Origin of the sequence: Virgibacillus pantothenticus (assembly GCF_018075365.1) — a bacterium.
GTDB classification, from domain to species: domain Bacteria; phylum Bacillota; class Bacilli; order Bacillales; family Amphibacillaceae; genus Virgibacillus; species Virgibacillus pantothenticus.
This window is the reverse complement of sequence record NZ_CP073011.1, coordinates 2,855,412-2,882,288: the sequence shown is the minus strand read 5'-3', so window position 1 is coordinate 2,882,288 and position 26,877 is coordinate 2,855,412. Positions and strand designations below refer to the sequence as shown.

Below are 26,877 nucleotides of genomic sequence, written 5' to 3'. Positions count from 1 at the left end.
CAGATTTTTTTGCTTTTCGAGATTAATGCCTTGTCCGTCCAATTGTTGCACAAACTTCTGTGATGAATTTGGTCTTATGTGAATAAAGATGTTTGCTTATAATTAAATTAAGACATACTACTACTTCCTTAGATGGCAGGTGGAAAATCATGAATCAACGTAGTATGGCAATATTAAAAATGTTAGTCGAGCAAGACGGTTATCTTTCCAGTACGCAGCTTTCGAAAGCATTTCGTGTTTCGAGAAGATCGATTTACAATGACATAGGCAGGATTAATGACTGGCTTAAGGAGCAAGGCTTAGATAGTGTGAAACAAGTTAGGACAGAAGGTTTCTACTTGGATGAAAGTACAAAACAAACATTGAAAAAGACTTATGTACTTGTCCAAGATCATTATTATGAATATACAAAAGAAGAACGCAGAGCGTGGACTTTCTTGCATATCGCATGTAGTTCAAAGCCTTACTTTCTTGAAGATTTACAAAATTTTTTTCAAGTAAGCAGAAATACTGTACTGGAAGATATAAAAACGATAAAAAAAGAAATAGAGTTTGATCAATTAGAAATGTATGCCGATAGAAAGAAAGGGTACCATATACTAGGAAAAGAAATGGATGTTAGAAAAACAATTACCCAGTATCTTTCTATTGTCACGCCAACGGATAATTGGTACAGCTTGTTAGATCAGCCGCATGTAAATGGAGCAGATCTGCCACAAACGTATTCGATATTCGATGTGAAAGCACTTCATCACATCCATCATCTTCTGGCTGAATATGAGAAGCAATTTAATATTGAAATTATTGATGATGTGTTAAACAGTTTAGTACTTTGGTTTCATTGCTTTATTAAACGAATGGAGCAAGGAGCTACTGTACAAGTGGACCCCATCGAGAAGGAAATAATAGAAACAACGGAAATATATTTAGGAGTAAAAAGATTATGCCAGCATTTGTTTGCAAACATTACAAACGCAGTTGATAAAAAAGAAGAAAGCTACTACTTTGCTAAATATTTGCTTAGTGCCAAAGTGAATTATGATTTAACGCCATATAAAGAAAACAGTGTGATGCAATCATTGATTGATGTTGTGGAAAAAATGGTTACTGATTTTCAATTGTATGCTGCCGTAGAATTTGACGAACCGGAACAAATTATGGAAAACTTACTGTTGCACTTAAAGCCTGCTTATTATCGGATTAAATATGGAATAAAACTGGAGAATACGTTACGTGACTCTGTCAAACAAACGTATCCGGAAGTGTTTCATATTACAAAACAAGTGATGAAGCATTTTGAGGCACTTATTGAGCAAACAGTAGATGATAATGAGATTGCATTTATCGCTACTCATTTTGGCGGATGGCTTCGGAGAGAAGGAGTTATCCTTGAAGAAAAACCAAAGAAATTATTAATTGTTTGCACAAATGGTTTAGGAACATCTAAACTTCTAGAAAGCCAATTATTAACGCTTTTTTCCAATGTGAAAATTCATGGGGTTTCTTCGTTAAGAGAATATCAGCAAATGGATTTAGTTGTTGATTTCATCGTTTCTACGATTCCGCTGCCTGATCGAGGAGTACCTGTCTTTGTTGTTAGTCCTGTATTAAATAATGATGAGAAGGAGCAGTTGTTGAAAAATGTAAATAGCATGTTTGGTGTAGGTACTCGAAAAGAATACTCTGTCGACTCGTTGCTAGACATTGTTCAGCGGTATGCTTCTATTAAAGATGAGGAAGCTTTACGTAAAGAAATAAGAAGGTTTCTATATACTCCGCAACAAGCAATTAGCAGATCTAAGAAAGAGAATCTGCAACAGTTATTGCCCATGCATCGTGTTCAATTACAAGAAAGTATCTCTACATGGCAACAAGCGATTAGACTCGCTGCACAACCATTGCTGGATGAAGGATATATCAAGCGGGGGTATATAGATAAAATGCTGGAAGCAATTTACGAAAATGGTCCTTACATCGTTATTTCTGATCAATTTGCTTTGCCACATGCCGGCCCATCTGAGGATGTTTATCAAACAGGGCTTAGCATGCTTTGCTTGCAACAACCCGTTGATTTATTAGGGAAAGATGTTTCCATTATTGTTGTACTAGCCTCTGAAGACAATGAACAGCATTTAAAGGCGTTAGCACAATTAACGAAATTGTTTTCGGAAAAGAATAATAAGCATCTTGTGATGGAGGCAGATGACATTTCTATTATTTATGAATTAATTACAAAGTATTCGCAAAGCATATTAGCATAACAGATAGAAAGACAGGTGTTTGCATATTATGAAATTTTTAGAAGAAACTATAATACAGCTGAATGTAGAAGTAAATGATGCAGAGGAAGCGATAGATGCTGCTGGTCAATTACTCCTAAAAGATCAGTTGATTCAACCATCCTATATTGAAGCAATGAAACAGGCATATAAAAAAAACGGTCCTTATTTTGTTTTAGCTCCTCAAATCGCGATTCCGCATGCAAGACCGGAAGATGGGGTGAATGAAGCGGCTGTTTCGTTAGTGCAGCTAAAGGAACCGATATCGTTTGGGCATGCTATTAATGATCCAGTACGTCTAGTATTTGGTTTAGGTGCTGCTTCCAGCGCTGAGCATTTATCATTGCTGCGAAAATTAACGTCTTTACTAAATGACCCGCAGAATATTGAACAGTTATTACAAGCAACGACAATAGATGAAATTCAAAAAACAATTGGAATGGAGAGATAACAAAATGAAAATATTAACAGTATGTGGTTTAGGACAAGGTACAAGCTTAATTTTGAAAATGAACGTTGAGCAGGCGCTTGGGGACATGGGGATACGTGCGGATGTGGAACATACAGACGTATCGACTGCTTCCAGCATGAATGCCGATTATATCATTACAAGTAATGAACTAGCAGAAAGCTTACAAGGGCATAAAGCAAAAATTGTTATTGTGAACAACTATTTTGATATGGATGAAATTAACGAAGCTGTAAAAGCCAACATTGAAGCCTCTTAAAGCAAGAGGTTTCAATACAAAATAATAGGAGGAATGAGCAATGGATATTATTATTTGGATTGCCACAAACGTGTTTGGAGAAGCTGCTATTTTATTAGGTTTTATTGTTCTTTTAGGGTTAGTGCTCCAAAAAAAATCAGCCAGCCAAACGGTTAGCGGAACTTTTAAAGCTATTATCGGATTTTTAATTATTAGTGCGGGTTCTGGTGTAATTGTAAACGCATTAACCGTGTTCGAACCGCTTTGGAAAGAAGTCTTTAATTTATCTGCAGAGCCACTAGGTGAATTTATGGGTCAAGAAGGCTTTAATGCAAAATATGGCAGTGCAGTAACGTTGGCCATGACGTTAGGATTTGTCATTAACGTTATCTTAGCGCGATTTACCAAATTAAAGTATATTTATTTAACAGGTCATATGATGTTTTGGACAACCACGATATTTGCAGGTGTAGTTGTTCAAGCGGCTGGTGATATTTCCTTTTCAAAACTTGTTATATTCTTAAGTATATTTATGGGATTGTATTGGACAATTCAACCTGCTTTAACGCAACCATTTATGAGGAAAATTACTGGCAACGATAATATCGCACTAGGGCATACTTCTGCTTCAGTTGCTTTATTGGGTGCGTTAGCTGGTAAAGTACTTGGAAACAAAGATAATGATTCAGAAAAGATTAAATTACCAAAAGGATTAGAATTTTTAAGGGATTCGAACGTTATTACTGCACTTACGATGGGATTATTATTTTTAGTTGGTGCCATTATTATATCATTTAAAGATACCCCAGGAGCACAAGAATTAATTGCTGCAGCAGGAGATAAGAACTTTATTATCTATGCTATTATTCAGTCTTTCACATTTGCAGCTGGTATTGCCGTTGTTTTATTAGGGGTTCGGATGTTTATTGGAGAGATGGTCCCAGCATTTAAAGGGATTGCTACAAAAATTGTACCTGGAGCAAAGCCTGCTTTAGATAGTCCGATTGTTTTCCCTTATGCACCGAATGCCGTTATTCTAGGGTTTTTAGGAGCTTTTGTAGGTGCTTTAATCTGGCTCGTCGTATTAGGTAATACAGTTGGTTATGTATTCGTTCCAACCATGATCGTATTATTCTTCCATGCAGCAACAGCAGGTGTATTTGGAAATGCTACCGGGGGAGTTCGTGGTGCACTAATGGCAGGATTCATTACTTCAACCGTTGTAGCTTGGGGACAATTTATCATGGTAAAAATGCTTCTTTCGGATACGATTCCTGATACAGCTATGTGGGCAGCGGATTCGGATATGTTCTTATTAGGTCCAATTATTCGTTTCTTATCCCAGCTATTCTTTTAATTAAGAGGGATTATGATTTATAAATATAGAGGAACAGGCTTCTGTTCCTCCTTCCTTTTGAAAGGTGTTTTTATAAGATAAGAAAGCATAAATGAGGTGCCTGGGGATAACAAAATAACCGAATAGCTATGTCCGGCGCATGAGCCCAGCAACGATGCGACTTTAGAAATGCGCCCTACGATAAGGTCTCATCGGTTCGTCGCTAAGAAATAGGCCGACTAAAAACGGGCTTGTCTCCAGACGTTGGCATACCCCAGTTTTAGTGGCAGGATTCCTTTATCTTTAGTTGATTCGTTCCATTCGCTATGTTGCTAAACGGGCGCCCCGCACCTTAATTCTTGGAATTCCTGTAATTTTAAAATTCACCATTTTAGCTTTTAAACTTCTTAAAGCTTTATCCCGAATGTAGATTACCGTAAGACTCCAACTTTTAAGAGTTGTAGGTGTTACAAAGAAGCCTAAGAGCGAACTAACGGTAGCTAAATTCTTTAGGGGATTTAGTAGAGAATGGAAGAGGAACTCCTGCTGATTAAAGTTTAACCATGCATGTAATTTAATTAAAGTCCATTTTTAACTAGAGGAGCTGATTGATAATGAGCTTTATCCGTACATTTCATGGCGATATTGATCCAAAAACACTAGGCTTCACATATTCCCATGAACATATTGTTTGTCGCCCCCCATATTGGGTGGAACAGGAAGTAGATGATCTTTTGCTTGATGATAAAGAGAAGTCTAAGCAAGATGTGTTAGATTTTAAACGACTTGGTGGCGAAGCGATTGTCGATGCTACAGCCATTGATTATGGCAGAGATGTAAAAGCGGTAAAAGAAATTGCCGAAGAAACAGGTATTACCATTGTTGGAACAGCTGGATTTAATAAAAGCTTTTTATGGGCAGCAAACATTCCTAACCATTTAAAGCCAGTCATCGGTGATTATGCCACTTTTTATGAATGGATCGAGGCGAAAAGTATTAATGAATTAGCGGATTTCGTTATTCGTGAAGTAGAAGAAGGACTGGAAGGAACGAATATTCCAGGAGGTCAGGTGAAATTTGGAACCGGATATAATCGAATTACACCCTTAGAAGAAAAAACAATTCGTGCTGTAGCTAGAGCTCATCACGAAACAAAAGCCCCCGTCCATTCCCATACGGAAGCCGGGACAATGGCACTAGAACAGATTGAAATTTTAAAGTCTGAGAATGTGTCATTAGAATACGTTAGCTTTGGGCATATGGATCGAAATCCCGACCCTTTTTACCACGAACAAGTAGCCAAAACTGGAGCACTATTGTCATTTGATGGAATATCTAAAATAAAATATGCACCCGAAAGTACACGTATTCATTGCATTTTAGAATTAGTTAAGAAAGGTTACGGAAAGCAAATTCTAGTCAGTGGTGATACTGCTAGAAAAACATATTATAAGCATTATGATTACGGTTTAGGCTTGGAAAATATATTAGGGAAATGGGTGCCACGCTTTATCAATGAAGCAGATCAAGCAGGCTTTGCTGGAGAAGAATTAGTAAAGGATTTCTTTGTAAACAATCCCGCCAAGTGTTTTACATTTAAACTGTAACAGGTTAGTTTTGATGGTGAGAGTTTTTAACAATGTGATAGAAGGTGTGTATGATGGAATTTCAATATGAAAATTCATATGAAGTAAAAGAAAAGATTACATCCTCAAGTATTGCGATTTTACCAGTAGGAGCAGTAGAAGCGCATGGTCCTCATTTGCCTTTGGGTACTGATAATTTACTTGCAGAGCGCGTAGCCCAAAGAGTGGCAGACAAAGTAGAGGCTTTTGTTTTACCTACCTTGCCATATGGTCAAGTATGGAGCTTACGTCATTTTCCTGGAAGTATTAATGTTTCGAATGAATCGCTTATTTCTATTATAGTAGATATTGGTGAAAGCTTATACAGGCAAGGCTTTCGGACATTTGCTATGGTGAACGGGCATTTGGGAAACCAGCCAGCATTAAAAGACGCCGCACGGGTGTTATTTACATCTTGCCCTAATATGAAGGTTTTTTACTTCTTTTATCCAGGTATGAATCAGGCAGCAAAGGAAGTCCGAGAGACAGATTCTGCACATGCCACTTACTTTCATGCTTGTGAAATTGAAACATCTTATATGCTTTATTTAGCACCGGAATTCGTAGATATGAGTAAAGCGATTAAAGACATTCCTCAGATCCCAGAAGATGCCGATGTTACCCCGACACCATGGGAAGTGTTTACAGAGTCCGCAGTGCTAGGCGATGCGACATTGGCAACGATGGAAAAAGGGCAATATATTATTGATATTGCGATTAGTAATATGGTGCATATGTTAACGAATAAGGAAGCAAAGTAGTACGGTAAAAACGAAATCTTCTAATTTATCTAAGGAAAAATAATTTGCTGTGCTGGACAACTTTGCTGGTATGAAAAAGGAGGAAGACCGTTTTGATTCAAGCATATTTTGAAAAAATTCAAGAACTATTAACAATTGTAGAAAAAAAGGAAACGGACGTAATGGAAAAAGCAGCCAAAAAAGTGGCTGAAGCAATTCAAGCAGACGGAGTAATTCATTTATTTGGCTGTGGACATTCACATATTTTAACGGAAGAAGTTTATTATCGTGCTGGTGGACTTGTTCCGATTCATCCTATCCTTCACGAACCATTAATGCTTCACGAGGGTGCAGTTCGTTCTTCTACGTTAGAAAGAAAAAATGATTATGCTAAAAATTTTATTACAGAACAGGGAATTGAAGCTGGCGATGTTGTGTTTGTCATTTCAACTTCAGGACGAAATCCAGTACCGGTCGATGTAGCAAATTTTGCAAAACAGCAAGGGGCTTACGTTGTCGGAATTACTTCCATTGCATATTCATCTAGTCAGCCATCTCGTCACACTAGTGGCAAGCACTTATTTGACGCAGTCGATATAGTGATTGATAACCATGCACCAGTGGGGGATGCGCTATTATCCCATGAAAAAGTAAAAGTACCTTTCTCACCAAGCTCAACTGTCATTGGTGCAGCAATATTAAATGCTGTGTTTGCGAAATCGATTGAAAATATGGCAGAGCAAGGCTTTGTGCCACCTATATTCTTAAGTGGTAATATAGAAGGTTCAGATGAGCATAATCAACAATTGGTAGAAAAATATAGCAAACGAGTAAAATTATAGAGTAAACGCTCACTACAATCTAAAGTAGTGAGCGTTTTAAGCAATTTACAGCAACTTTTTTCCATAAATAAGGTGCTGTGCCTTCTACTTCAGGCAACAAGTATAAGTGGCAGGTAACAGCACCTAAATGCCTTATTTCGTAAGCGGCCTTTAGGTACCCTTGGGCTACGTGAGGGATGAACCCCCCACTGAATTGAAGATTCACTTTATAGAAGATCCATGGCATGCGTGACCTCCCGAAAAGGACGCTCAAATAATCGTGTGACATGCTCGAACTCCCGAGAAGGACGTTCAAATAATCATGCGCGTACCCATACGCAAACTCTCAAACAGCTAACGCCCTTTATATCCTCTCCGATTTATTTCCTGTACGCTATGAACTGTTATGTAAGCATCTTTATCCACTTTTTCAATGATCCGTTTTAAATGGACAATTTCTTGTTTGTTTATCACAATGTAAAGTATTTCTTTATTGGCTTTAGTATAACCGCCTTTTCCTTCTAAAACAGTAATACCACGCGACATATTGTTGGTTACTTTTTCTAAAACCTCATCCGGGTGACTAGAAATAATAAGGACAGCAGTACGTTCATTTGCCCCTTCTACAATAATATCAATAGCTTTGGCACCGACATAAACAGAGATTAGGGTATACATTGCTTTTTCCTGCCCAATGACAAATGCAGAAATCCCAATTACAGCAATATCTGTAAGTAGCATTCCTTTTCCGAAACTCCAGCCAATAAATTGATTAAGTAAACGAACAATAATGGCAGTTCCACCAGAGGTTCCGCCAGTTTTAAAAATTAGTCCTAACCCAATTCCGACAGTTAAACCAGCAAATAAGGCAGCTAATAGCGTATCTCCGTTTCCGGCTTTGCCAATGTTTTCTGTTATATGTAAAAAAAGGGAAGAAAAGACGATAGATATAATCGTATAAATCATGACACGTTTACTAAAATATCGGTAACCGATAGCTAGCAAAACAGCGTTAATAGCGAAGTTAACGATGCCGGTAGACCAGCCAAATAAATAGTAAGTGACAATCGATATACCAATGACACCGCCCTCTGACAGGTTGTTGGGGATCGCGAAGTAATTAATTCCAAACGCAAAAATAAAGGATCCAATAATAATCAAACTGCTCTCTTTCATCCATTTTCCCACTGTACGCACTCCTTTCCTAACTAAATTCTACCAGTCTTCATTTTAAATAAAAAGACTAAAGATTGGTTTAAACTCTTTTTCAAGAATAAGAGAAGCCACGTCAGTAACAACTTGCACACAGAAAAGCGTTCTTCTTTTTTCAAGGTCTATGAAAGAGATAATCATTGCCTTACTTCTTATAAAGGTGATGAAGGAAAAACTCCACGAAACGAAGCAATGATTCCTTTCCATCTTATTGCACACAATACAAATTTTATGTGTTATACTATTCGAAAAAGTTTCCAGGGATTTCGCGATAGGTTGGTTAGGTGGATGCAAAAAATCAAAAGTTTTTTATATGGAGGGTGTTCAAGTAAGTTTTAATAACGTTCGTAAATATACATGTGAAGGGAATCACTCATTTCTTTCTTGTTTGAAGGAAACTCTACAAACAAGAAGCAGGACTGAAGTAGGGATAGATCTATACGAATGAAGGAAGTAAATGTATCACGGTTTTTATCCCGTATATAAGGTGCTGTAAGATTCCCACCTAAGGAGTTGGATAAATCTGTACTGCAACCAGTCTAAAGGGGAGATAACAGCACCTAAATGCTCTGTTATCGTAAGAGGCTTTTAGGTCATATACTTATGGTACTAGCAAGCTATGGGGGATGGATGAAAACCCCCGCTGATTGAAGATTCACTTTATGCTGTGTTTATGAAGTAAACGATTGAAAACGAAGATGATTTAGAACTTGAATTTCCGTTTCTATTTATTCCAATATTTTTAAGGAGCGACAATGAATGAAGAAGCTTATTCATGAAAAATATGACCAATTAAGTGAGGCACAACGGAAAGTTGCTCGTTATATGTTAAAAAACATGGAGGAAGTAGTTGTTTTATCAGCCCAGAAGATTGCTACCTTGTCTGATGTAAGTGAAGCAACTGTCCATCGTTTCGCTCAAACTTTAGGCTATTCCAGTTTTATAGAATTAAAACAAGCCATTCATGCAACCGTACGGAATAACCAACGAGCACTTAATAATTTGCTCACTACAACAGCTGAAAAACCAGACTCTTGGTTAGAAAAGCATTTTCTGCAGGAAGCAGATAATATTGCTTATACTAGTAAAACAGTGAAGGAAAGTGATATTCAGGCTGCGGCTGAAAAACTTTTACAAGCAAGGCATATATGGATTGCTGGTTGGAGGCTAGGCCTATCTATTACGACTTATATGCGATTTGTTTTTTCATATATGTTAGGTAACTCAACTTTAATCCCACAAGGAGAGGCTGCTGAATACAGCGCCCATTTTAAAAAAGCTGATGTTCTCATCGCAAGTGTATTTCCGCGTTATGACCGTAAAACACTACAAATTATTAAATTGGCAAAAGATAAAGAAGTACAGATCATTATTTTAACTGATTCATCATTATGCCCGGCTTGTAAATATGCAGATATCACTTTATTTGTAAGAACAAAATCAAAAGGATTTCTAGACTCTTATACAGCTGCGCTTTCCGTGTGCCAGGCAATTGTAAATGAAATATCTTATCTAGGAGGTGATCGCATTAAAGAAAATATTAAGCAAATTGAAGCATATTATCCAGCTTTTTTAGAGAAAAGCGAATCTTAATAGGAGGATGGAATGATGAAATTACATACGATTGGTTATTGGGGCGCTTATCCAAATGTAAACGAAGCAACATCGTGCTACCTTGTAGAAGACAATCAGACGAAAATATTACTAGATTGCGGCAGTGGTGCACTCTCTAAATTACAAAATGTGATTAAGTTAGAGGAATTAGATGCAGTATTTATTAGTCATACGCATACGGATCATATGGCGGATATTTACAGTTTGGAATATGCGATGCTCATTTTACATCAGCTTGGGAAAAGAAAAGAACCGTTGGATGTGTATGTGTACACAGATAACATTAGTGATTTATCATTTGAGTTTCCACATGTAATGCAAGTTCATCCGATTCATCTAGCTGAGTCTGTCAACATCGGATCGCTAAGTGTAACTTTTGCGGAAACTATACATGAAATTCCTTGTTGTGCGATGAAAATAAGTGATCCACATGGCAATGTACTTGTATATTCTGCTGATACAGGCTACTCAAAAAGGTTAATTGATTTTGCTGATAAAGCGGATACATTACTAATTGAGTGCAGCTTTTATGCTGAACAACAAGGGTTAACGAAAGGGCATTTAGCTAGCTATGAAGTAGCTGATATTGCTAGTAAAGCAGCTGTGAAGAATATAATCCTTACTCATTTTCCTCACTATGGGAATATTAACCAATTAAAAGAAGAAGTGAAATCAAAAACAGATCAATCCGTTTATCTTGCGAAAGAAGGACTTACCATCACTATATAAATGGGAGGGTTTTACTGTGAAAAAATTTGGAGGCAAAGCTTTTCTGTTATTGTTCTTTGTTTCTGTATTACTCGTAGCATGTTCAGATAAAGGTTCGAATGAAGCTGGTGAACAGGCAGCTAAGGCGAATAAAAATGAAGAAAAAATGGGTGGCACCGTTCGAATTGCAATGAGTACAGAGGTGGATAATTTAGATCCTTATCAATCAGCGGCAACCGATACGATGTCGATGATGGATAATGTGTATGATGGTCTATTAGATACGGATGAAGCTGGTGAATTAGTGCCTGCAATTGCAGAATCCTACGATATTTCCGAGGATGGTCTCGTATATACATTTAAATTAAAGGAAAATGTAACGTTTCATGACGGCTCTGAATTAACTGCTGAAGATGTGAAATATTCTTACGAAAAGCTAGCTGGTCTAAGTGGAGAAGAGCCAATTTCATCACAATATGAAGTAATTGAAAAAATTGAAGCCCCTTCCGATTTTGAAGTCGTCATTACATTAAAAGAAAAAAATTCTGCTTTTTTAGCAGCAAATATTCGTCCAATTTTGCCTGCGGATTATGATAACCATAGCGAAAAACCTATTGGTACAGGACCATTTAAATTTGCTGAATATAAAGTGGGACAAGAGTTACGCTTAGTGAAAAACGAAGACTATTATAATGATAAAAAAATACCAAACATGGATGAAGTACTGTTTAAGATCATGCCTGATCCCGAATCTGCTATTCTAGCGATGCAATCTGGTGAAATAGATGTTATTCCGGGGATTTCTTCACAGGGTAAGGAACAGCTTGGTGATACGATTGAGACTGTATCGGCTCCACAAAACATGGTGCAATTAATGGCATTAAACAACCAAGTAGAACCGTTAAATAATATCAATGTACGTAAAGCGATTAATTTAGCCATTGATAAAGATATGATCATTGATATGGTAGCTGAAGGAGACGGAGTGAAGCTAGGATCTAATTTTAGCCCTTCGATGCAAGTTTACTATCAGGAAGGTTTGGAAGATACGTATCAAACGAATATCGATGAGGCTAAGAAATTATTAGCAGAAGCGGGATATCCAGATGGATTCAATTTAGAATTAACTGTTCCATCTGATTACCAATTTCACGTTGATACAGCACAGGTCATTACAGAACAATTGGCTCAAGTAGGGATTCAAGTAGAAATTAAATTAATGGAGTTCAGTACATGGTTGGAAAAAGTTTATAATGACGCGCAATACGAAAGCACAATTATTGGCTTTACTGGAAAACTAGATCCATATGAAATCCTGCGTAGATATGTAAGTGATTATAATAATAACTTTGTTCAATATGAAAATGAAGCATATGACAAACTCATTCATGATGCGTTGTCGGCTACGGATGAAGCAGAAATGGCAGACATTTATAAACAGGCGCAAACGATGTTAGCAGAGGAGGCTGCTTCTGTATTTATTATGGATCCTTACCGAACGGTTGCCATGAAGAAGGGATTGCAAGGGTGGAAGATGTACCCAATTCAAAAATTCAATTTAGAAGACTTACATTACACAGAATAACCGGTCACGTAAAGGGGATATCTACTGTGAGGTATTATCTATACAAATTTTCCATGTTTGGCATAACGCTATTTATGGTTTCCCTGATCATTTTCTTTGTCTTTCAGCTGTTGCCAGGTAATCCAGCCCAAATCATCCTTGGGCTGGATGCTGATGAGCAACAAATTCGTCATTTGGAGCAAGAATTAGGACTGGACAAACCAGCAGTAGAAAGGTATATCGATTGGATAGCTGGTGTATTTCAAGGAGACTTAGGGGAATCGTTACGTTATCAATTACCTGTGAGTGAAGTGCTTGCTGATCGTATTCCTGTTACAACTTCTATTGCGATCTTAGCGATGGTACTCACGGTTGTTATTGGTATCCCATTAGGAATTCTAATTGCACGGACAGACGGAAAAATAATATCCGTGTTTCTATCAATGATCACGCAATTAGGTATTTCTATTCCTTCTTTCTGGTTTGGTTTTATGCTGATCTTATTGTTTTCCGTAACATTAAATTGGGTTACATCGTTTGAATACGTTGCCTGGTCGGATGATTTTTTTGGTGCACTCAGGTCCCATTTTTTACCATCACTATCGATTGCGATTTCAAATATTGCTATCGTTATTCGTTATTTAAGAAATACGATTTTAGATCAGAGGAAGATGGATTACGTACGAACAGCAACATGTAAAGGTCTATCCGAACGAGCAGTTTTATATGGGCATGTGCTAAGAAATGCATTTATTCCTGTAATCACGATCATTGGATTAATTACTGCTGATACACTTGGAGGAAGTATTATTATTGAAAATGTATTTGCGCTTCCCGGGTTAGGCAGCTTACTTATTCAATCAATTACGTCCAGAGATTTTCCACTGGTGCAATCTATGGTGCTCTATATTGCTGTTATCGTATTAGTGATCAATTTTATCGTCGATCTATTATATAAACTGATCGATCCAAGAATAAGGCAGAAGGGGTGATCAGGTGATTAAAAAACAACGACTCCCATTATATATTGGGGTAACCTTTGTAACAATGCTCTTTATCATGATGCTAATTAGCTTGCTTTATACACCATATGACCCCAATGCAATTGATCCAACGAATCGACTTGCTTCTCCATCACTGGCACACTTATTTGGAACGGACAATTTTGGCAGGGATATTTTTAGTCGTGTAATGGAAGGAGCAAAAACTGCATTTTTAATTGGAACGGCTGCAGTCACCATTGGTTTATTTTTTGGTTTTCTATTAGGTGCTTGTGCAGGTTACTTTGGTGGCTGGATAGATGAATTAACGATGCGCTTTATGGATGCGATGTTAGCTTTTCCAGGGATATTGTTAGCGATTATGCTGATTGCAGTATTTGAGCCCGGGATGAAGAATACGGTCATTGCACTAGGGATTATGAGCATACCAGCCTTTGCACGAATTATTCGTAGCAGTTTTATTCAATATAAATCCTATGATTTTGTTAAAGCTAGCATTGCAAAAGGTGGAGGTGCTGTTCATATTATGGTCAAACATATTCTTCCAAATGCCTTCTCCCCTATATTAGTTGCAGTCAGTTTAAGTTTTTCAGGTTCCATTTTGGCGGAATCTGGTTTAAGTTATTTAGGTTTGGGTGTGCAACCACCTGATCCGAGCTGGGGAAGAATGCTAAAGGAAGCGCAGCCTTATATTAGTTCCGCTCCATGGTATGTTATCATTGTTGGAATTGTGATTACGATATTGGTGTTAGGATTCAATTTATTAAGCGATGGGTTACGTGATGTCCATGATAAAAAGGCATAGGAGGGGAAAATAGTGACGGCACCTTTATTATCGGTTCAAGAGATCGATGTCGCCTTTCAGCTTCCTGCAGGTGAGTTTCCTGCTTTGGAAAACATTTCATTCCATGTATATCCGAATGAAGTGGTTGGAATTGTAGGCGAGTCCGGCTGTGGAAAAAGTTTAACGTCGCAAGCAATCATGGGGATACTCCCGAAAGCTGCCAGCATTAAACATGGAAACATCTCGTTTCAGGATTGTTCGCTGAACCATTTATCTTCTAGAGAATGGCAGGAGTTAAGAGGAAATGAGCTAACGATGATTTTTCAAGAACCAATGACTTCGCTTAATCCAGTGTTGACGATTGGCAGACAAATTGCAGAAGTATTAAAAAAGCATACATCGCTTTCGAAAATAGAAAGAAAGCAGCAAGTGATTAAAACGATGAAAGAGGTAGGTTTACCACGGGCTGAAGCATTATGGAAAGCTTATCCCCATCAACTTTCCGGTGGAATGCGCCAACGCGTCGCCATAGCTATGGCGCTAATTGGTCAGCCAAAGCTTATTATTGCGGATGAACCTACAACTGCTTTAGATGTAACCATCCAGTCACAAATATTAGATCTATTTCATACGATCAAGCAAAATCACAACACGTCATTATTATTTATTTCCCATGATTGGGGTGTCATACATGCGATTTGTGATCGCGTACTCGTCATGTATGCAGGACGAATCGTAGAACAAGGGGATGTAGAGAAACTTATCAGTGAACCGAAACATCCTTATACCCAAAGTCTTATTCAGTCCATCCCTGATGCAACAAAACGAGGACAACGATTATATACCATCCCCGGGACTGTCCCGCGCTTGCAAGAAAGGCAGGCAGGTTGTCCATTTTCAGATCGTTGCACATATAAAATAAAGCAGTGTGAAACATTATTCCCAGACACATATGAATTTGACGGACATACGGTTGCTTGCCATTTGTTTGCTAAAGAAGGTGACAGGAATTGACAAAACCACTTATAGAAGTAGAAAACGTTAAAAAATATTACAAGCAAACACGTAGGCAGTGGTGGGGTAAAGATACATTGATCAAGGCGGTTAACGGCATATCCTTTACTTTATATGAAGGGGAAACATTCGGATTAGTCGGAGAGAGTGGTAGCGGTAAGACGACCACCGGTCAACTGATCGTTCAATTATTGAAACAGACAGGAGGGAGGGTTCGCTTTAAAGGAAAGGATGTTTCCTCATTTTCAGCCAAACAATTAAAAGCTTGGCGCAAAGAAGTGCAAATCGTGTTTCAAGATCCCTATTCTTCGTTAAATCCGAAAAAAACGGTGCAATGGATATTGCATGAGCCGCTTGCGCTTCATAAGTTGGGAGATAAGGCATCTCGTTATAAAAAGATGGCTCAAACATTATCCGATGTTGGCTTAGATAAATCTTACTTGTCGCGCTACCCTCATGAGCTTAGTGGCGGACAGCGACAACGGGTAGCAATTGCAGCTGCAATCATTTTAGAACCACAATTTATCGTTATCGACGAGGGTGTTTCTGCGCTAGATGTTTCTGTGCAAGCTCAAATCTTAAATCTCCTGAAAGATTTACAACAACAATATCATTTAACGTATTTATTTATTTCCCATGATTTGAATGTGGTGCAATATTTTTGCGATCGGATTGCTGTTATGTACTTAGGAGAAATCGTTGAACTTGGAAAAACAGCGGAGATAGTAAAAACGCAACAGCATCCATATTCAGAAGCTCTGTTTTCTGCGATACCAACATTAGGAAATAGCTCCGCAGTAATGCAGATAGAAGGAGATATTCCAGATGCTTCACAGCTTCCTGAAGGATGCCCTTTCCAATCTAGATGTCCTTATGTCTATGAACTTTGCAAGCGAGAAAAGCCTGTTTTTCAGACAATTAACGATGGACATCTTGCAGCATGTCATCGAATACAACAACGAGAAGAGGAGGAAAGAGTACTTTGATAGTGTAGGTTGACCCGCAGGAAGTATAGATGATCAAAATTTGTATCACATGTACGCTGTCAAAATAATAGCATGTTCTTTTAGGAAGACATATGAAGCAAATTATCCGAAGATGATTTGTGCTTGTCTTTATACACAAACAAAAATTCTTATTCAGAAAATAAATGATTCCTTATATTGTTATACAGTTGAATAAAGGGATGGGTGAAAAAACAGGTGTCTGTATTAGCCTGTTTTTTCATGCTTTTTTCTTACGAGTTGAAAACGAAAATTAGAATGATAAAAATGAAATAATAAGATAACCCCTAAAATAATGAATGCATTTAGTAGGTAAAGGCTAGAAAAGCCAATATAAGAAATAATGGCTCCCCATATAAGCGAGCCAGTTGCCATTCCGCTATCATATAAGATAAAAAATGTACTCGTAGCATGCGAGCTTCTATTATTGGGTGCTGCTTGAATGGCCATCGTTTGAAAGCTTGGTAATAATGTGCCAAATCCTAAGCCAATCAAAGCTGCTGATAATAATAACATCCAAGATGAATCTGTGACGCTTAAAGCAAAAAGTCCAAGTGCAAAAATAAATAAGCACGGTATAATAACATACTTTGGACCTTTTAAGTCAAACGTCTTGCCAAGATAGGGGCGAGAGGCAATCATTACAACAGCGAAAACGACAAAGAAATAACCTGCCGTCGAAGCAAGTCCAAGTGAGTTACTATAAACGGATATAAAGGACATCACACTGGAATACGCTAAGGCAATAAGGCTACAAATTAATGCAATAGGTAGGGATCGTAATTCAAGAAAATCATGAACCGTCCACTTCATTTTTGCTATATCCTGTGATTTAGGCACTTGCTCATCAATTTGAATCATGGTCGCATTAACGATGGTCACAACCATTAATAGTCCTAATACAAGAAATAGTTGCTTGAAGCTGGTGTATTGTATGAAGGTCAAACCAATAAATGGCCCAACAACAACAGCGAGATTCATCGCCATAGCAAAGTAGCCAAGCCCTGCGCCACGACGTGAAGAAGGAATAATATCTGCGGCAATTGCGCCAGTCGCTGTAGTTACAATACCAAACGCTAAACCATGCACAAAACGTACGATTAATAATAGGATAAAGCTGTCAACAAACACATAAAGAAAAGTAATTACCACAAACATCGTAACACTTAAGATCAGTCCTTGTTTTTTTCCTGTTTTTTGTAATAACAGGGCGGAAAATGGCCGCATGATAATGGCAGCAAGCAACATCGATGTTACAACGAGCCCACCCTCAGCTTCTGTCCCTCCCAATTCCTGGATAACAAAGATAGGCAGGGTCGTTAATAGTGTGTAAAAAGCGACAAAGATCAAAAACTGTGTCAGTGAAATACTAATAAAATCTTTCGTCCAGATTTTTGCTTCTTTACTCAAATGTTCATCTCTCCTGTTGAATAATATGGTGTACAAAGTATAATTTTTGGTTGAAGAAAATAGGCAGTAAATATGTTTCATATATACGAGAGGTGCTTTTACCACATGTAACTCTATAAGACTTCCTCTATTTCCATGCACAAAGGTTAACGCCAGAGGGGTAGTCAACTGCAAATGTCCGATTTTGTTCAGTTCCTTTAGGGAATATCCTGGAGGTACTAACAATCAGTGGAAGAAACCTACAATGATTGAAGTTTTATTATATCGGCGTTTCTCTTATCCTATAGATGCAGATTCATGGTTGTTTTTAGCTTTGCAACATGATAGGGATAAAATAGTAAACCGCTTCTTACCAATTAAATGAGAAGCGGTAACATAACATTCGATTATTTTCTTAACCAGAGGGGATTGACTCACTTGATCCATTCTATCGTTTTATCAATCATTTGTAAACATGTGGAACAATCAGTAAACAATAGTGGGGGGTAATTTTACCCCAAATAATTTCATCATGCTCATTCCTTGACAAGAAATTAAATAGGTCCAACGATGGATTTGCTAGAAGTAAGAATGGCAATAGAAGTACAAGCTGCTGATCTTGCAGCAATGAAAAAAGGAAGAAGTTGAACAATTAAGTACTAGTTGATATTTTGCGCGAAAAAATGACAAAAAAAGATTATAGTGTTGCTGGATTTAATTTTTTCATATGCTAATTGCCAAAATGTCGAAAAACCAATATATTTATAAGTTTCTTCAAGCGATATCAAAGGAATTGCTTTCTTATCTTAACGAATCAAAAAGTATAAACTTAGGTGCTTGTGGATAACGAAATAACCGAATAGCCACGTCCGGCGCATGAGCCCAGCAACGATGCGACTTTAGAAATGCGCCCTACGATAAGGCATCATCGGTTCATCCCTAAGAGGGAAGGTCGACTAAAACGGACTTGTCGCCCCAGACGTCGGCATACCCCTGCTTTGGTGGCATGATTCCTAAATCTTTAGTTGATTTGTTCCATTCGCTACGTTGCTAAACGGGCGCCCCGCGCCTTTGTTCTTGGAAAAACCGGAAGCCTATCAAGGCTGCCGGTTATATCCATTTAACTTAAAGCTTGGCGCTTTTTACGATGTAAGTGAATGAGCCAAACTATTGATCCCAAAAGCAATAGCAACAACCCAATAAATAAAGCATGAAACATATTTGTTGCTGTATTTGGCAAGGATGAGTCTGAATCGTTATGATTGGAGGTATTTTCAATCGTTGGCACTTCGGTGTCATCCTTATCCATATCATTATCTTCTTGATTATCTGCGGTTGGTTGTTCAATAATTGGTTTTTCTTCGTCTTTGTCATCCTCGCTCGGAACAGTACCGGTGGACCCTTGGTCATTTTGGTCCTTTCCACCTCCATTATCTTCGGTCGAAGGCCTTTCCGGATTTTTAGGCTCTTCTGGCTTTTCAGGTTCCACAATCTCTCCGTCAACGGTTAGGAAGCTCCAAATATCAGAGCGCGTTTCTCCACCGTATTGGTCGGAAGCTACGGCATACCAGAAGTATTCACTATTTGGATCTAATCCCTCCCAAACAACGGATGCTTTTTCACCGCTAGGCACATCTTTTACGGAACCAATTTTTTCATCCGTATATACATTTACTTCCACATAATCTGTGGCTACTTGCTTTGTTTGTGCCGACATATTAAAGTCAAATGAGAATTCATCTTTTTCAGGATATTCTTCTGGATCATAATAGTTATAATCGTCCAAGTATGGTGAATATGTCTCCACACCAATTTGGTTTGTATTCATATTGAAGTTCAATATACGTAAATACCCTTGCCCACCTTCAGGGCCACCCTGATAGTCTGCTAGCATTTGATAAACAGTACGATCAGCAATTCCGTCTCCATTGTCATCCATTTCATCTATTAATGTTTGAGCGTTATGATAATGGCCGGATAAGACGGCAAACACATTTTCATTTGGAACAACGACTTCTTCAAACAGTTGATCGCCAGTAGGGCTTCTGCTTCCAGTCGCTAGAAGATATTCATGCACATTAAGAATAGCTTTGCGATTTGGGTGGGCTTGTAAAACATCGTTTAACCATTCTATTCCATCTTCTTCAATTCCCCAACCAAGATGAACCATAATAAAATCCATTCCATTCACAGACATTAAATCATAATGTCCGCGATTATCCTTAAATGATCCCCCATAATAGGCATTATGTTTAAAGCGATCTTCGCCAAAGAATTGCCCATAGTAACTATAGTCACGGCTTTTATTGTTCACATCGTGATTTCCTGCAACCACGCCGTAAGGAATATTAGCATCGTCTAATGTTTGCATCGAACGGTCAGCAACATCCCACTGTTCTAGGTCATTGTACACATTTACGAGGTCACCTGAATGGAAAACATACTCAATATTTAAAGCTTCTTTGTTTTCAGCAATCCATTCTGTTTGCTTTTCGTAAATATAAGGATAGCTTTCTGAGTAATACTGGGTATCTGCCATCCAAACAAAGCTGAAGTTTTCTCCAAGATTAGCAATTTGATCTTGGACAATAACACTGACTTTTTGATCTTGCATATATTCTGTACCTTGTACTGAACCAATAAGTTCAAATGCTTCTTTTCCAGCAATGGTGGATACGAGGGCATCCCACTCACTTGTTGCATAATTCCAAGCATACATCGTTACTTTTCGACCTTCAAGGGAAGAACCATTCCAAACAATTTCTACTTCATCAGTCGGATCTACCTTTTTATCAACCGTAACATCAAAACGGTGATAAGGAAATTGATAATCCGATGTAGTATCTATTGTTTTACCATCTACTGCCTGCAATTGTTTAAGTTGGGCATCTGTTAACCTTGCTTCGCCATCCGGAAGATAGCTTTTTGGTGGCTCCGTGTCTGTCGCATTTTGGGAAATTACCATGTTAGCATCTTCTGCCGTATATTGGTAGGATTGATAAAAATCAACATCCATGACATCATTGGTTGGATCTTTTACGGTAACAGAAAGATTTGCACTTGTGTTTTCAGAATCAGAGCCTAGCCAATCTGGTAATAGCGGGTGCTCTTCCACTACATGAAACGTAATTTTCTTTTCTGCAATATTACTTGCTTCATCAGTAGCTTGATAGGTGATTTCATGTTTTCCAGGGTCTAAAAGAGAGGAAGAGGTGTTATAAGGTAAAGATATATATTCCCCATCCAATTGTGCAGTTACAGACTGAACCCCACTCGTTGCGTCATTCACCTCTGCATCAATGGTAAAATCCCCCTTGTATGTTTCTCTGTCTTTGATAGAAGGAGTTATGATTGGGGCGGTGTTATCTGTAACAACATGTTTTGTTACTTCGTCATTACCTAATACTGTTTTTATTTCATGTTCTCCATCTTGGACCGTAGTTGTATTAAACACATAGGCAGTGGAAGCAAATGTCGCTTGATCCAATGTGAACGTGAAATCGTAAACAGGTTTTTTACCCGTACTATCTCCAATGGAGTAATCTTGATCTGGATCACTGTAAGCTGGGTCATAAATTGTTGTCCCGTCTGATAGAACTAAACGAATATTTTTAATGGTAAAATCATCACGGTTTTCTTTGGACGTTTCATCAAACGGTCCAACTTTGTTACCTGCTCGAATGGAGATTGTGTTTTCCCCTTGCTTTAATTTATCAGCAGAAACAGGAACAGTTAAAGTGGTGAACTTTGTATACGTATCATCAAAGACGTGGAGAATTTCATCTCCCATGGCGACACCATTTTTAAAGTAAATATTTGTTTCTTTTACATCAAATGCAAAATAAGCATCTGCCTCTATAGCTTTAAAGGTGTTTTTTACTTTCTGTTGATCAATGAATAGGCTCGGTTCATCTTTTGCTTCATCAGCTGTTGCTTTAATCACTTTTTCTCCAGAAAGAAGTTCTTTATCTTGGACGTTCAGACGTAGTCCGTCTTGCATAGAAGGGTTATTAATATCCATTGTACTCGTAGCAGAAGTTGATTTATTTTCTCCATCACTAGCTACGAAATAGTACTCTAATGTCTTTTTACCAATTAACTCAGGCTCATAAACGATGTGCTCATAGTGGTTATTTGGTTGTGTTTCCAAGTTAACTTTTCGAAATTCTCCATTATCTGTACGATAGTGAATAGATACGGATTTAACATCCACATTATCGGTAATCGTTGCTGATAGTGTAACTGGTTGTTCAGAAGTAATTGCCTCTTTTTCAGTTGTAGTTTCGATCACAGGTTTTTCGGTATCTTTTGGCAGCATCACTTTCTTACCAGGTACTTGTTCGGTTAAAATAGAACCAGGTGTAGCATCCCATTTTCCTGCACTTATTTTTGTTGTGTGCAAACCGCCATCTGTAGGATAACGGTAGATAATCCCTTTATTTGCTGTTGTATCATCGACACCAAGCTCATCGTTATAACTTGAATATGAAAGCTCTTTACCTGTTTTAGTAGCAACAACTAATGTACGATGACTGCTATTTGCCATGCCATTATTATACATTTTAAACAGGTTTTTACCTTCTGTTAAATTTGTACCGTAGTTACTATTGAAATCAGCTGCTGATTTTTCGGTATTTCCGTGATTAATAATCCAAAATACGACAGTTTCACCAGATGGAATAATAACTTGCTCCTCTTCTTTCGGTCCCCAAAGCAAATCATTTTCTGCTCCCGTGTTTGGATATCGGTAACGAATTAAGTAGTCCTTAAAGTTAATTGCTTCCGTTGTGTTGTTATATACTTCTATAAATTCGTAGGCATCGGCCCCATTACTATTTGTCGTGTCTGGGGTTGATTCAGTAATAATTAGTGGTGGCACTTGCTGATAGTCTATTGCTTCTGTTGGTAGCTGATAAGACTTTATCTCTGTTTTGGTTTCTCCAGCCTTGTTGGAAGCAGCGAAATAATACGTTATATTTTTACTCCATATTTCTTCCCGAGGTATCTTCACTGAATATGTTGTTGGTTCCTCTTTGGAAGCTTCTAATTGCCATGTTTGATATTTCGTTTTGTCGCTTTGTGAAATGGAAAGCGTGGCTCCTAACAATGGTTGCTTTGATGTTATGTTAACCTTAACCGTAAGAGCTTCGTCATTAAGCGTAAATTCAGGCTCATCGACACTAGGTTTTTCTCCGGTTTCATCAATTCTGACAGGTTGTTTTGGAACTTGACCAGGTACAATTGTTAAGGGCGTAATTATTTCACCGATACCAGCTTTTTTCATACTGGAACCTTGTTTTGGATAATGATAAACAATTCCTTGATCAGGGTGTGTGTCATCTTGATTCGTATCATTGTACGTTGCTGAAACCATTTCATTATTGAATTTATCTGCAACGATTAATGTACGTGCTCCGCTGTTAGACATCCCATCACTTTGAATTTCTGTTACATGGCTTTCGGACAAATTTAAACCATAGTGAGCATTGAAATTTGCCAATGTTTTATCTTGATTACCTTCGTTTTTAATCCAAACAATAAATCTCTCCTGTGGCTTGATTTCTTTATCTTCGGTAATCTCCCATATTTGATCAGGTTTTCCATCTGGGTAGCGGTAGATTAATTGATAATCGTTCATATGAATAGCTTGATTTGTATTGTTATAGATTTCAATAAATTCAAAGCCATCTTGCTTATTTATATTCGATGTATCTGGAGTGACTTCGGTAATCAATATGGGGGGTACGGTTTGTGTATCCATTTCCTCCGTTTGTTCTACGTTCACATGTATGAATTCTTTTTCCGGATAGGTTATCTCTGTACCATCCATCGTTTTACCAACGATTTGATAGAAAAAGTTTGGTGACCAAAGCATTTCTTTAGGCACAGTAGCTGAAAAGGTGTTTGATTCTGCAGCTTTTGTAAACGGCAATTCTTCTATTTTCATTTGTTGTCCGGTTTGGAATTGGAGTGAAAGCTGTGTTACATCATCTGAAGCAGTTGCTTCGATAGTAAGATCTTTTGTGTTTGATGCTTGCTTTATCGGATCATGTTGAAGAATGCTTTCTTTGCTAGCCAACTCCGTTTGTTTCTTTTCCTCTGGTTTTGACTCATTTAATGGTTGTTGTTTATTTTGCTGGTTTGCAGTTGAATCTTCTGCTGATTCATTTTCTTGGTTACTTTCTATCTGGTTTTCTTCAACCTCTATGCGCTCAGAAGGAACTTGTCCTACCAGAATCTCACCTGGAGTAGCTTTTGTCGTAAAACCACCATCGATCCATGTTTTTTGATTTGTGTAATAAAAAAGCTGTCCTGTCGTCTTTTCAGCGACAGTGATGTTTCCTTCCGTCACTATATCATTTTTGTTTTTATCTCGTAAGGTAATCTTTTGATCTGTTGTAGGAAATGGGACTGCGCTTACTGCCGTTACATGTTCATCACTTAGGTTGGTCCCATAATAACGGTTGAAATTTTCAATTTTCTGATCATCATTTGCAAACCAAATAATATGACTTTTTCCTGATGGAATGTTTTTTGAGTGCTCAAAGGAGACTTTTTCTTCCCCTAGAAAAAGAGCATAGCTTTGCAAGTTAATAGGTAATGTTGTATGGTTATAAATTTCAATAAATGGCTGCTTTCCAAATGTAGCCTCTGTGACCATTAGCTTTGGAAGTGCTGCAACGTTATGACTACTTTGCACTTGGACAGGTACAGTATACGTATCTGTTTTTACTTGCTCTCTATCTGTTGTTGCTTCAAACCAGTACGTTATATTTTCAGCCCAAAGTGCTGCAGCTGGAACGGTTGCCATAAACTCTCCATTATTCTCTTTCCTCATTTCCACTTTTACTGGCTCTGAAACATTGGTTGTTTGATAAAACAGGGTTGCTTTTTCTGCATGAGGTATGGTCACTACTAATTGGTGATTTTCCATATAGGCAATAGCTTTCGGTGGCTCATGTTGAATCGTTAGCGGTTCTTTACTAGCTTCTTCGGATCTGTCTAGAGTGCTTTTCTCTTTTGGCGATAATTGTTTTTCTTGATTCTGTTCTCCTGTCGTCACTTCCATTTTCGGTGTGGAAACAGCTGCATAAGCAATAGTTGTTGATTGCAAGAAGTTAGTGATTACAACCATAATAGCAATTAATGCTGCAAGTATTGCACGGACGTTGCTTTTTGCCATTCATTACCCTCCCTATGTACGTATATGTACAAGTATACTGGAGGGACTGTAAATAATTGGTTAAAGCATTGTAAAGAATTATAAATGAAAGTGGGATAAGTTGAAGTTTAAATCATATTATAGTCTACAAAAAAATGCGGCTATCGTTTTTGGGAAAAGATAGCCGTTATATTTTGTTCAAAGTTGAATGTATGTTTTTAAAAATCTAGTAATAAATCGACTTTTAATAACTGCTTCTATTGGATTACAAAGCTAGTGAAATAAGCATTTATTGTTCATTAATGAGCATGTAATTATAGAAAAAACATCATTAATTGTGTTGAGATAGCGACAAAAATAAGAGAAAAGGGGTAGGCGGCAGCGTAGGCAATAATGGCATCATCTGAGTCAACTACTTGGTTTAATGCACCTAAAGCTGGTGTGCTCGTCCTGCCTCCACAAAGTGATCCAAGTGAATGCACAATACTAAGCTTAAACAGTTTTTTCGCTGCTACATAACCGAAAAAGATTGGAACAAGAGTGATGATTGTTCCTCCTACTGCAAGTTTTATGCCTTCTGTTTGAATTACACTTACGAGGCCATGTCCCGCTGTTGTGCCTGCACCCGCTAGAAATAATACTAGACCTAATTCACGAATGACATGATTTGCAGGCGCGTAATAGCGTACATGGATCGGACCGATATTACCAAAATGACCAATAATCAAGGCGACAAAGAGAGGTCCACCTGCTATTCCAAGTTTGATGGTTCCTAGTCCTGGAATATATATAGGAAGCATACCAACTATGATTCCTAATAATAGTGTTATACTAATCGAGAAAATATGAACATTGGTAACTGTCATGTTTTTTCGTGAGAATAGTTTTTCTACCTGGTTTAATCGATCTTCTGTGCTAACGATTGTTAATACATCACCACGAAGTAAGCGCATATTTGGATGTTGATTTAGTTCCAGTCCTTCTCGTTCTATTCTGGTCACTGTCGCTCCATATTTTTTTCGGAGCTTCAGCTCTTTAATGCTTTTTCCAACGATTGTATCGTCTTCTACGGTTACTTTCTTGAATTGTATATTATCTGGGTTTTCAAGCTGGGTATTCACTTGTAGACCAACGAAATTACCAAATGATTTCAGTTCTTTTTCTTCGCCAACAGTAACTAGACTATCCCCCATTAATACAGGAGTATCACTTAGAGCAATCATTGTGTGCCCATTACGAATAATTCTGCTGATCACAACATCCTTTTTACTGACAGCAAGCTCTTTTAATGTTCTTTTATGGAGGTTCGGGTTTGTAACTTTAAAAGACATCACTTCAGGAGAATGTTCATTTTTTATTGGGTTATTCGTCTCCTCCAAATCTTTTATTAGGTCTACTTTACTAAAACGGGGTAAAAGCTGAACAAATAATATAATAGCCAGTACGCCGAAAGGGTAGCCGATTCCATAACCGACGGAGGTTATAGGATCGTTGGTTGCCTGTAATGCAGCAGCTAAACCCGGTGTACTTGTTAATGCACCAGTCATCAATCCAACACTTAATGGTGCTGAAAGATCAAAAAATTTTGCAACAATAACAGTGGTTACTACTGCGCTAGTGACAATAAATAAAGAAATACCACAAAATATGATGCCGTTGGAACGGATCATTCGGAAAAATCGCGGCCCAGCTTGCAAGCCAATTGCTACAATAAATAGGCTTAATCCTAAATTTTGAATGATTGGTGATACTTGGTACCCAAAATGCCCAAAAACCATAGCAACAAGTAATACTCCAGCAGATCCGAAGCTTAGTCCCTTTAATTTAATTTGGCCAAGGAAGGAGCCAATAAGTAAAATAGCAAAAACTAAAATAAGTTGTTCATTGAGTAGATCATGTAGTAAAGATTCCATTTTT

18 protein-coding genes are annotated in these 26,877 nt (G+C 37.8%); 14 read left to right on the top strand and 4 right to left on the bottom strand.

Going from position 1 to position 26,877, the window contains the following annotated elements; translation table 11 throughout:
• The first annotated feature begins 149 nt into the window (after nt 1-149).
• From KBP50_RS13435 to KBP50_RS13405, 7 genes are all read left to right on the top strand, one after another.
• On the top strand, nt 150-2,261 hold the full coding sequence (locus KBP50_RS13435; RefSeq protein ID WP_050352094.1) for a BglG family transcription antiterminator: 2,112 nt from the start codon (nt 150-152) through the stop codon (nt 2,259-2,261).
• Nucleotides 2,262-2,289: 28 nt separating this feature from the next.
• Nucleotides 2,290-2,730: a PTS sugar transporter subunit IIA gene (locus tag KBP50_RS13430; RefSeq protein ID WP_050352095.1), complete on the top strand. Its 441-nt coding sequence runs from the start codon at nt 2,290-2,292 to the stop codon at nt 2,728-2,730.
• A gap of 4 nt (nt 2,731-2,734) precedes the next feature.
• On the top strand, nt 2,735-3,007 hold the full coding sequence (locus KBP50_RS13425) for a PTS sugar transporter subunit IIB (protein WP_050352096.1): 273 nt from the start codon (nt 2,735-2,737) through the stop codon (nt 3,005-3,007).
• A gap of 40 nt (nt 3,008-3,047) precedes the next feature.
• Entirely contained in the window at nt 3,048-4,343 is a 1,296-nt protein-coding gene (locus tag KBP50_RS13420; protein WP_050352097.1) for a PTS ascorbate transporter subunit IIC, read from the top strand.
• A gap of 593 nt (nt 4,344-4,936) precedes the next feature.
• The gene (locus KBP50_RS13415) at nt 4,937-5,929 is read left to right on the top strand and encodes a phosphotriesterase family protein (protein ID WP_050352098.1); all 993 of its coding nucleotides are present in this window, start codon (nt 4,937-4,939) and stop codon (nt 5,927-5,929) included.
• 53 nt (nt 5,930-5,982) lie between these two features.
• Nucleotides 5,983-6,708, top strand: coding sequence for a creatininase family protein (locus tag KBP50_RS13410; protein ID WP_050352099.1), 726 nt, complete (start codon nt 5,983-5,985; stop codon nt 6,706-6,708).
• A 92-nt stretch (nt 6,709-6,800) separates the two neighbouring features.
• Nucleotides 6,801-7,529, top strand: coding sequence for an SIS domain-containing protein (locus KBP50_RS13405; RefSeq protein WP_050352100.1), 729 nt, complete (start codon nt 6,801-6,803; stop codon nt 7,527-7,529).
• A 333-nt stretch (nt 7,530-7,862) separates the two neighbouring features.
• Here the strand turns inward: KBP50_RS13405 and KBP50_RS13400 are convergent, their stop codons facing one another.
• Nucleotides 7,863-8,684: a YitT family protein gene (locus tag KBP50_RS13400; protein ID WP_050353483.1), complete on the bottom strand. Its 822-nt coding sequence runs from the start codon at nt 8,682-8,684 to the stop codon at nt 7,863-7,865.
• Between the two features lie 795 nt (nt 8,685-9,479).
• Here KBP50_RS13400 and KBP50_RS13395 point away from each other — a divergent pair.
• Genes KBP50_RS13395 through KBP50_RS13365 form a run of 7 tightly spaced genes read left to right on the top strand, consistent with a single transcriptional unit; the run spans nt 9,480 to nt 16,391 of the window.
• The gene (locus KBP50_RS13395) at nt 9,480-10,313 is read left to right on the top strand and encodes a MurR/RpiR family transcriptional regulator (protein ID WP_050352102.1); all 834 of its coding nucleotides are present in this window, start codon (nt 9,480-9,482) and stop codon (nt 10,311-10,313) included.
• Nucleotides 10,314-10,328: 15 nt separating this feature from the next.
• Nucleotides 10,329-11,063: an MBL fold metallo-hydrolase gene (locus KBP50_RS13390; RefSeq protein WP_050352103.1), complete on the top strand. Its 735-nt coding sequence runs from the start codon at nt 10,329-10,331 to the stop codon at nt 11,061-11,063.
• Between the two features lie 16 nt (nt 11,064-11,079).
• On the top strand, nt 11,080-12,627 hold the full coding sequence (locus tag KBP50_RS13385; protein ID WP_050352104.1) for an ABC transporter substrate-binding protein: 1,548 nt from the start codon (nt 11,080-11,082) through the stop codon (nt 12,625-12,627).
• A gap of 26 nt (nt 12,628-12,653) precedes the next feature.
• The gene (locus KBP50_RS13380) at nt 12,654-13,598 is read left to right on the top strand and encodes an ABC transporter permease (RefSeq protein WP_232231207.1); all 945 of its coding nucleotides are present in this window, start codon (nt 12,654-12,656) and stop codon (nt 13,596-13,598) included.
• Nucleotides 13,599-13,653: 55 nt separating this feature from the next.
• A complete protein-coding gene (locus tag KBP50_RS13375; RefSeq protein ID WP_128743543.1) occupies nt 13,654-14,412 on the top strand; it encodes an ABC transporter permease in 759 nt (252 codons plus the stop codon).
• A 12-nt stretch (nt 14,413-14,424) separates the two neighbouring features.
• Complete coding sequence (locus KBP50_RS13370; RefSeq protein WP_050352105.1) at nt 14,425-15,405, top strand: ABC transporter ATP-binding protein; 981 nt, start codon at nt 14,425-14,427, stop codon at nt 15,403-15,405.
• Nucleotides 15,402-16,391 carry an ABC transporter ATP-binding protein gene (locus KBP50_RS13365; RefSeq protein ID WP_050352106.1) on the top strand — a complete coding sequence of 330 codons (990 nt, stop codon included), beginning with the start codon at nt 15,402-15,404 and terminating at the stop codon, nt 16,389-16,391. Before KBP50_RS13370 ends, KBP50_RS13365 begins: the two co-directional genes overlap by 4 nt.
• 225 nt (nt 16,392-16,616) lie before the next feature.
• On the opposite strand, the gene KBP50_RS13360 is transcribed toward KBP50_RS13365, so the two are convergent.
• From KBP50_RS13360 to KBP50_RS13350, 3 genes are all read right to left on the bottom strand, one after another.
• A complete protein-coding gene (locus tag KBP50_RS13360) occupies nt 16,617-17,819 on the bottom strand; it encodes an MFS transporter (protein ID WP_050352107.1) in 1,203 nt (400 codons plus the stop codon).
• A gap of 1,099 nt (nt 17,820-18,918) precedes the next feature.
• Complete coding sequence (locus KBP50_RS13355; RefSeq protein ID WP_050352108.1) at nt 18,919-24,981, bottom strand: lamin tail domain-containing metallophosphoesterase family protein; 6,063 nt, start codon at nt 24,979-24,981, stop codon at nt 18,919-18,921.
• Between the two features lie 293 nt (nt 24,982-25,274).
• Nucleotides 25,275-26,873: an aspartate:alanine exchanger family transporter gene (locus tag KBP50_RS13350; RefSeq protein ID WP_050352109.1), complete on the bottom strand. Its 1,599-nt coding sequence runs from the start codon at nt 26,871-26,873 to the stop codon at nt 25,275-25,277.
• Nucleotides 26,874-26,877: the final 4 nt, after the last annotated feature.